This is a genomic window from Streptomyces endocoffeicus (assembly GCF_016741935.1).
In the GTDB taxonomy this organism is placed as follows: domain Bacteria; phylum Actinomycetota; class Actinomycetes; order Streptomycetales; family Streptomycetaceae; genus Streptomyces; species Streptomyces endocoffeicus.
The window spans coordinates 18,257-27,417 of record NZ_JAERRG010000066.1; the positions used below are offsets into that span (position 1 = coordinate 18,257).

A 9,161-nucleotide genomic window follows, 5' to 3' on the forward strand; every position below is an offset into this window, starting at 1 on the left:
TAGGACCCGAGAGTGCCCCCTATCCGGTGCATGTCGCCCCCTACCCGATGCATGTAGCGGCCACCACGCGCTGTTTGCATGCTGTTGAAACACAAGACTCCGGCCCGGCTCGCGTCTTTCCCTCATCCATTTCTCTTCCCCCCTGGCGGTAGGCCACGGGCATCAAGGGTGGACAACGCACCTGTGCCGCTGAGGAGTTCTGCCTGCTCGTCATGCGCTTTCGCGCGGGCTCGGCCCCATGAGCGGCCGCGCGGATGGAGGAATGTCAGAAAGCGGGGTGCCTGTGAGCTTGTTGGAATGCCACGATTCCACGGTCGGCGCCGGTCGGTCGGCGATCGGCTTCCGGAGGGACCAGGAGGACCGGGGAGACGAGGGGGACCGCGCGCCCGGCGGGGCGCTCCCCGATCTGGTCGAGCGCGACGACATCCTGGCCGGCCTGGGCCGGCTGCTCGCCGATACCACGAGAGGCAAGGGGCAGCTGGCCGTCGTGGACGGGCCACTGGGAAGTGGCAAGAGCAGGCTGGTGCACGAGTTCCTCGAATCCCTCGAACCGGGCGGTGCCCGCGTGCTGAGGGCCACCGCCTCGCTCCGCGAGCACCTTCTGCCGTTCGGCGTGGTGACCCAGCTCTTCCACGGCATGGCGATTCCGCCGCCCAGCCGGGACCGGGTGCGCGCGCTGCTCGCCTCGGCGGTCGAACACACCGTCACCGACGGTCGGTTAGCCGGGGGTGGCTGGGAGACGCAGGTCGTCGACGTCTTCCAGAAGCTCACCATGGAGCTGGCCCAGCTGGCCGAGACCACCCCCTTGGTGATCTGCGTCGACAACGCCCACTACCTGGACCCGCCCTCGCTGCACTTCCTCGCCGGCCTCGTCCCGTGGCTGCATTCCGCCCGCATCCTGGTGCTCCTCACCGATGACCACACCCTGCGATGGCCGCGTTCGCCCCTGCTGGCCGGGCTGCTCTCGCAGAGCCCCAACGCCCACCGGATCGCCATACGGCCCCTGAGTCGCAGCGGAGTCGACGTCCTGGCCGTCCGGTTGCTCGGCCCGCATACCGCGTCCCCCCGGCTCACCGCCGAGTTCCACCGCATCAGCGGCGGCAACCCGCTCGCTGCCCAGGCCCTGATCATCGATCAGCAGGCGGGCGGCACCTGCTATCCAGAAGGCTACGGACGGGCGCTGCTCGAGCTCGTGGCGCACTCCCGGCCGTCGATGCTGTCCGTGGTGCGCGCCCTCGCCGTGCTCGGCGGTGCGGCGCCGGTCGCGGACGTGGCCCGGCTGGCCGGGGTGGATGCCACGGTGACCGGCTGGGCCCTGCACGCCCTGGCCAGCGCCGGACTGCTCACCAAGGGCCAGGCGTTCCGCCACCCGGTGGCCGCCACCGCCGTGCTGGACGACATGCCCGCCGACAGCCGGGCCGCACTGCACCGTGCGGCGGCCGAGCTGCTGCACGAGGCCGGGGCACCCGCGCTGACGGTGGCCGGGCAGTTGCTGAGCGCCGGAGACCCCGGTGCCGACTGCGCCACCGAGGTGCTGGTCACGGCCTCCGACGAGGCGCTGGCGACCGGCGATGTGGGCACCGCGCTCAGCTGCTTGGACCTCGCCCAGCACACCCGGGCCGACGACCCCACCGCGGCACGCATCCGCGCCCGGCTCAGCAGGCTGGAGTGGCAGCTGAAGCCGCAGGTCGCCGTCCGCCATCTCCGCCCCCAGCTGCGCGACTTCACCGCGGGCCACCTGGACCGGCGGGAGGTCTCCGAACTGGTGCTGGGCCTGGCCCAGGCCGGTGCCCTCGATGAGCTGACCGCCCTGCTGGAGGCCCTGCGCACCCGCGCCCACCGGGGCACCGGCTCCGGAACCGAGGACCTCCGTCCCCTGACGAACTGGGCGGCGATGGCGTACCCCCTCCACACCGGGCTGCGGAAACTGGCCCACTCGGTGGCCGCCGCCACCCCGGAGGCCGCCCCCTGTCACGACCCCTGGCTGCCCTCGGCGGTCACTCTGGCCGACGATCTGGTCCGCGGACGCAACGACCAGCTGACGCACCGCGCCGAACTGCTGCTGCGCACCTTCCACCTCGACCACGGCTCGCTGTGGAACGCCGAGTCCGGAGTGCTCGCCCTGTGCGCGCTGCTCCACGCGGGCCGGCTGGACGAGGTCATGGCCTGGTGCGAAAAGCTCGAGACCGAGGCCGCCGCCCACCAGGCCGTCGCCTGGCAGGGGAAGTTCCTCGCCATCCGCGCCGAGGCCCACCTGCGGCAGGGGCACCTGATCTCCGCCCACGACCTGGCGGCCCGCGCCATGGCCCTCGTACCGCCCCAGGGCTGGGGAGTCGGCCTGGCCGGGGTGCTGGGTTGCGCCATCCTGGCCGCCACCCGGTCCGGCAGGCTGGAGCAGGCGGAGAAGTACGTGGCGCAGCCGATCCCCGAGCAGGCCCTGCACAGCCGCCACGGCGCGCACTATCTGCACGCTCGGGGCCACTACCGGCTGGCCACCCACCACCCCCAGGCCGCGCTCGCGGACTTTCTGGCCTGCGGCAGATTCGCCGAGACCTTGCAGCCGCCCGGCGCCGACGTGATCCCGTGGCGCACCAGCGCGGCCGAGGCATGGCTGGCACAGGACGACCAGGACCAGGCCAAGCGTCTGGTACGGGAGCAGATGGCCCGGCTGCTGCCGGGCCCCTCCCGGGCCCGCGGGTTGTCCCTGCGCACCCTGGCGGCGGTCAGCCGGGTCACCCGCCGCCCGCAACTGCTCACCGAGGCCGTCGACATGCTCAAGGACAGCGGCGACGACTACGAGCTGGCCCGTGCGCTGATCGACCTCAGCACCGCCTTCAAGGACACCGGGGACCAGCGCAACGCCCGCCGGGTGGCCCATCGCGCCTGGCACCTGGCGAAGCAGACCGGGGCCGAGCACCTGTGCCGGGAGGCCGCGCTCGACCCCATCGACCCCGAGGCCGCGATGTCCGCGCATCAGCGGCAGGACGGGCTGTCCGCGCTCACCACACAGGAGCGGAGGATCGCGCTACTGGCGGCGAAGGGCTACACCAACCGCGAGATCGCCGCCAAGCTCTACATCACCGCGAGCACGGTCGAGCAGCACCTCACGCGGGTGTTCCGTAAAGTCAACGTCAAGCGGCGGCAGGATCTGCCGCACTTCCTCTAGTCTTCTTCTGACCAGGCGTTCTTCTCACTCCAGCAGTCCGGACCTGAACTGGCCGACCAGTGCGGCGAGTTCGCGGGAGGTTCGGGCCGCGCCATAGATGTGGTGGTCCGGGCGCACCAGCAGGAACCGTGCCCGTGCCGCCCGCAGAAACGGCAGATACACCTCGTCGACGTCGATGACGGCGCCCGGTGCCGCCTCGGCGCCCTCCGCCACCATGCGCACCGCACGCGTACCGAGCCCGGTGAGGAAGGTGAGTTCGGACTCCTCCAGCGCCACGGCCGGATCCGCCGATCCCAGCAGCACCGGACCGGTGCCCACCACCTCGTCGAACAGACCGGTCGAACCCTCGTGCCGCACCCGGCCCTGGGGCATCACCTCCCCGGCCGGTGGCACCGGCGCCGTGCCGATGCCGGTGTACAGCAGGCCGGTCCGCAGCGGCGGACCCGCGACGCCGTGCCGTCCGCCCCGGCCGGTGTCGGCGCCGCCCGCCAGCAGCGAGGCGTCCCGGCTCGTGGCGGTGGCGGCGTCGGTCACACACAGCACTTTGCCCAGCCGTACCGCGGTGTCGATGGCCTCCCGCACATGGTCGACGCGCTCACGCGGATAGGTGTCCAGCAGTCCCTCACCGGCGGCGCCCCGCAGCACCAGGTCCAGCTTCCAGGACAGATTGAGCACGTCCCGGATGCCCGCGCACATGCCCTGACCGGTGAACGGCGGCATCAGATGGGCGGCGTCCCCGGCCAGCAGCACCCGCCCCCGCCGCCACTCATCCGCCCACGCGGCCTGGAAGCTGTAGACGGTGTGCCGGTGCAGGGTGGCGTTCTCCGGGGTGACATCGAAGCGCTCCAGCAGCCGCCAGGCCGTCTCCGCCCGGTTCAGCTCGGCCACGCTCTCCCCGGGCAGCCGCATGAACTCCCAGCGCCTGCGCCCCGGTCCGCTGCCCACCGCCGTCGTCGGCCGGGCCGGATCGCAGTGCTGCACATTGAGCGGCGAGAACACGCGCGGCTCGTGGAGCACCACATCGCACAGCAGCCAGTCGAAGGAGAAGCCGAGATCCGTCCGGCGCACCCCGATGTGGTCGCGGACGAAGCTGTTCGCCCCGTCGCACCCGATGACCCAGGAGGCGCGGCACCGCAGGCCGCTGCCCGCCGGGTGCGTCGCCGTGAGCTCCACCCCGGTGCCGTCGTCGACCAGGTCCGTCGCCTCGTAACCGCGCAGTACCCGCAGGTTGGGCAGCCGCTCGGCGCGGGCACACAGCACCGCCTCCAGCGCGGGCTGGTGCATCGTGGTCGTCTCCGGCCAGCCGTGCACACCGCGTTCGGCGAGCTCGACCCGTAGCAGAGACCTGCCCTCGGCGTTGCGCCAGTCGTAGGCGTCGGCCGGCAGACCGAGCTCCGGATACGAATCGGCCACCCCCAGCGACGCCAGGGTCCTGGCCGTCTCGCCGTCGAAGCTGGTCGCCCGCGGCAGTGTGTACGGGTCTTCCCACCGCTCCACGGCCAGCACCCGCCACCCCCGGCCGGCCAGCAGGATGGACAGCACCTGCCCGATGGGTCCGTAGCCGACGATGAGCACATCCGCATCCGGCGTGTCCGGCCCCCGCCCAGAGCTCGCAGAGCACATCCGCTCCTCCCTCCTCCGGTGCCGCGAAGCTATCAGCGGAGGCCGAACGGACTGGGACAAAGGGGGCTTGACGATCACGAAGTAAGGGGGGATGAGGGGGGTGAATCAGGGGATTCTCCTAGTTTTCCGGTGTGAAGCTGTAACGGGTGAAGCCGTTCACGCGTCACCTGGAACCCTGACCGCAGGGAGGGTAGAGGTGGCATGCTGCGCACCGAACTGATCCGCCCGATCCAGGACCTCCTCACCGAACAGAGCCGCCGCTTCGGCGCGAAGACCGCTTACGCCGACGCCCGGCGCGCCATCAGCTACGCCGAGCTGGAGGCGCGCACCCGCCGGCTCGCCGGCCAGCTGGCCGGACTGCGCCTGCTGCCGGGCGACCGCGTGGCCATGTACCTCGGCAATCGCGTCGAGACGGTGGAGAGCTACTTCGCCGTCGTCCGCGCCGGGGGAATCGGTGTCCCGGTCAATCCGCACGTCTCCCAGGCCGAACTCGACCATCTGCTCACCGCCAGCGGCAGTCAGGTCGTCATCACCGACTCCGCCCACCTGCCGCTGCTGCGCCGACTCGACAGTGCAGCGAGTCCGCTGACCGTGCTGGTGGTGGGGGAGGACCCGGTCCCCGCGGGCTGCCTGTCCTACGAGCGGTTCGCCACCACCGAACCGGACACACCGGCCCGCGACGACCACGGGCTCGACGACATCGCCTGGATGCTCTTCACCTCCGGCACCACCAGCAAGCCCAAGGGCGTGCTCGCCACCCAGCGCAACTGCCTCTGGTCGGTCGCCGCGTCGTACGTACCCGCGCTCGGCCTCACCGCCGAGGACCGTGTGCTCTGGCCGCTGCCCCTGTTCCACAGCCTCTCCCACATCGTGTGCGTGCTGGCCGTGACCGCCGTCGGAGCGACCGCCCGGATCACCGACGGACACTCCGCCGAGGACGTGCTGGAGCTGTGGGGCCAGGAGCGCTCCACGGTCATCGCCGGGGTTCCCACGCTGTACCACTACCTCGTCCGCGCCTCCAAGGCGCCCGGGTTCACCGCCCCGGACCTGCGGGTGGGCCTGGTCGGCGGCGCCGTGACCACGGCGGCGCTGCGGCGCTCGGTCGAGGACGCCTTCGGGGCCCCGCTCATCGACGCGTACGGCAGCACCGAGACCTCCGGCTCGATCGCCATCAACTGGCCGACCGGGGCCAGGGTCGAGGGTTCCTGCGGACTCCCCGTCCCCGGCCTGGCCCTGCGGGTGGTCGACCACCGCACCGGCCTGGACGTGCCCGACGGGACCGAGGGCGAGGTGTGGGTTCGCGGCCCGAACATCATGGCGGGCTACCACAACCAGCCCGAAGCCACCGCCGAGGCGCTCCGGGACGGCTGGTTCCACACCGGCGACCTCGCCCGCCGCGACCGGGACGGCTATCTGACGGTCACCGGGCGGCTCAAGGAACTCATCATCCGCGCCGGGGAGAACATCCACCCGGTCGAGGTGGAGGACGTCCTGCGGACGGCGCCCGGCGTGGCCGACGCCGCCGTGGTCGGCAAACCGCACGACGTCTTCGGTGAAGTCCCGGTGGCCTTCGTCGTCCCCGCGCCCGGCGGCTTCGACCCGGCCCAGGCGCTCGCCCTGTGCCGGGAGCGGCTCTCGTACTTCAAGGTTCCCGAGGAGCTGTACGAGATCGAGCGGATCCCGCGCACCGCGACCGGCAAGGTCACCCGGCACCGGCTCCTGGACGGCCCGGCACGGCTGCGCGCGGTGGGCAACGCCTACCATGACGCGCTCTTCCGTACGAGGTGGATCCCACAGCCGTCGGCCCCTCAGCTGTCCGCCGCACGGCCTCGGCACGGCCGTTGGGCGCTGCTCGGACGGCAGACCCCCGGGCTCGACGGTCCGCTGCGGGCCTCGGACGGTGCCGAGTTGGGCGAGTACTTGGGCGAGTACATCGACTACATCGACACGGCCGACCTGAGAGCGGCGGTGGCCGCCGGAAGTCCCCCGCCCGCTGTGGCCCTGCTGTCGGCCCCCGCGGACACCACCGAGGGTGTCCTGAGGGACGTCGAGACATGGCTGGCCTCCGCCGAGCTGTCCGATGCGCTGCTGGTGGTGGCCACCCGGAGCGCGGTGGCCACCACGACGGGCGAGGACGTGCCGAACCCGGACCAGGCCGCGCTGTGGGGGCTGGTGCGCACCGTGCAGGCCGCTCATCCCGGCCGTATCGCCATCGTCGATCTCGACGCGCCCGATGACGAGGCGTGTGTGGGTGGGCTGTTGGCGGCGGTGGCGTCGGGCGAGCCCCAGAGCGCGGTGCGCTCGGGCGTCGTGCTGCTGCCCCGGCTTGAACGCGTGGCCCTGGATGTGGGTCTGGGCATGGGGCCGGACGCCGAGCGGGATGTGTCCGTGGCCTTCGACCCCCATGGCACCGGGGTCGTCACCGGAGTGGACACCCGGCGCGGCGCCGCGATCGCCCGGCATCTGGTGACCGGTTACGGCGTCCGCCGACTGCTGCTGATCGCTCCACCGGGGCAGGGCGGCCTGGCCAACGAGCTGTGTACCCAGCTCACCGATGCCGGAGCCGATGTCCGACTCGTCGAATGCGAGCTGGACAACCGCACCAAACTGAGGCGCGCGCTGGCCAAGGCCACCAGCCCCTTGAGCGTGGTCGTCCACGCCTGGGAGGCCGTGGACGAGCCGTCGGACGGGCGTGTGGCCGCCGAGGCCAGGACGCTGTACGAGCTCACCCGGAACGCCGATCCCACCGCGTTCGTGCTGTCCTCCTCGACCAAGGGGTTGCTGGGGGCGGCAGGGGAAACCACGGAGGCCGCCTCCGCCGCCTTCCTCGACGCCTATGCACAGCACCTGCGTGTGCGAGGGGTACCGGCTCGGTCCATCGCCTGGGGGCCGTGGGAGGGGGAGACCGACGCGACGGCCGGTGCTCTGAGCTCTCGGGAGGCGCTCGCGGCGCTGGACGCCGCCCTGGGCGTGGACCAGGCCCAACTCGTCGCCATGAAGCTCGACCCGACCACCGTGCCGACCGGGACGACCTCCCCGCTGCTCCAGGACCTGATCGACGTCCCGGCCCGTACCGCCACCGTGGACGAGGCCGTCACGGTCGCCCTCCGGGAGCGGCTGATGGACGCGCACGAGACCGACCGGGACCGGCTGCTCACCGATCTCGTCCGCGAACACCTGGCCGACCTGCTGGGCCTGGCGGACAAGCGGTCCGTCGAGCCCGAGCGGGCCTTCACCGACCTGGGCCTGACCTCGGTCACGGTGGTGGAACTGCGCAACCGGCTGAGCGAGGCCACCGGGCTCCGCCTGCCCGCCACCTCCGCCTTCGACCACCCCACACCGGTGGCGTTGGGGAGCCTGCTGCGGCGGGAACTGCTCGGCGGCACGGGAGTGCCGACCGTCCCGGTTTCGGCCTCGGACTCGGCCCCGGTGTCGGCCCCGGTGTCGGCCCCGGTTTCGGCCGTGGTCGCGGGGGCGGGTCCGGTCGATGACCCGATCGCGATCGTGGGGATGGCCTGCCGGTTGCCGGGTGGGGTCGGATCGCCGGAGGAGTTGTGGGAGCTGGTTCTGGCAGGTGGTGAGGGCATCGGGGAGTTCCCGGCGGATCGGGGGTGGGATCTGGAGCACCTCTTCGATCCGGATCCGGATCACGCCGGGACGAGCTATGCGCGTCGGGGCGGGTTTCTGTATGACGCGGGGGAGTTCGACGCGGACTTCTTCGGGATCTCGCCGCGTGAGGCGCTGGCGATGGATCCGCAGCAGCGGTTGCTGCTGGAGACGTCATGGGAGGCGTTGGAGCGGGCCGGGATCGATCCGGTCTCGCTACGCGGCCAGGACGTGGGCGTCTTCGCCGGGATGATGCATCAGGACTACGGAGTCGGCTCCACCGAAGGAGCGGATGCCCCCACCGGTCTGGAAGGCCACCTGATGACCGGCACCTCGGCGAGCGTGGTGTCGGGTCGGGTGTCGTATGTGCTGGGGTTCGAGGGTCCTGCGGTGACGGTGGACACGGCGTGTTCGTCGTCGTTGGTGGCGTTGCATCTGGCGGGTCAGGCGTTGCGGGCGGGGGAGTGCTCGATGGCGCTGGCCGGTGGGGTGACGGTGATGGCCGGGCCGGATGCCTTTGTGGAGTTCTCCCGTCAGCGCGGGCTCGCTGCCGATGGGCGGTGCAAGTCGTTTGCGGCGTCGGCGGATGGCACGGGGTGGGCTGAGGGTGTGGGTGTGCTGGTGGTGGAGCGGTTGTCGGATGCGGAGCGGCTTGGGCATCGGGTGTTGGCGGTGGTGCGGGGCAGTGCGGTGAATCAGGATGGTGCGTCGAATGGGTTGACGGCGCCGAATGGTCCGTCGCAGCAGCGGGTGATCCGGCGGGCGT

General features: G+C 71.9%; 3 protein-coding genes. 2 read left to right on the top strand and 1 reads right to left on the bottom strand.

Annotated elements, in window-relative coordinates; genetic code table 11:
- The first annotated feature begins 283 nt into the window (after positions 1 to 283).
- Positions 284 to 3,166 carry a helix-turn-helix transcriptional regulator gene (locus tag JK364_RS52500; protein ID WP_201858572.1) on the top strand — a complete coding sequence of 961 codons (2,883 nt, stop codon included), beginning with the start codon at positions 284 to 286 and terminating at the stop codon, positions 3,164 to 3,166.
- A gap of 24 nt (positions 3,167 to 3,190) precedes the next feature.
- On the opposite strand, the gene mhpA is transcribed toward JK364_RS52500, so the two are convergent.
- Positions 3,191 to 4,789 (bottom strand): bifunctional 3-(3-hydroxy-phenyl)propionate/3-hydroxycinnamic acid hydroxylase MhpA, encoded by a 1,599-nt coding sequence (gene mhpA, locus JK364_RS52505; RefSeq protein WP_201858573.1) that lies wholly within the window; start codon positions 4,787 to 4,789, stop codon positions 3,191 to 3,193.
- A 201-nt stretch (positions 4,790 to 4,990) separates the two neighbouring features.
- Here mhpA and JK364_RS52510 point away from each other — a divergent pair.
- The coding region (locus JK364_RS52510) for a beta-ketoacyl synthase N-terminal-like domain-containing protein (protein WP_201858574.1) at positions 4,991 to 9,161 on the top strand (4,171 nt) is incomplete at its 3' end.

Bases quoted from the DNA above. Each gene is read 5' to 3' on its own strand.
- mhpA (WP_201858573.1), bottom strand. From the start codon at position 4,789: ATGTGCTCTGCGAGCTCTGGGCGGGGGCCGGACACGCCGGATGCGGAT.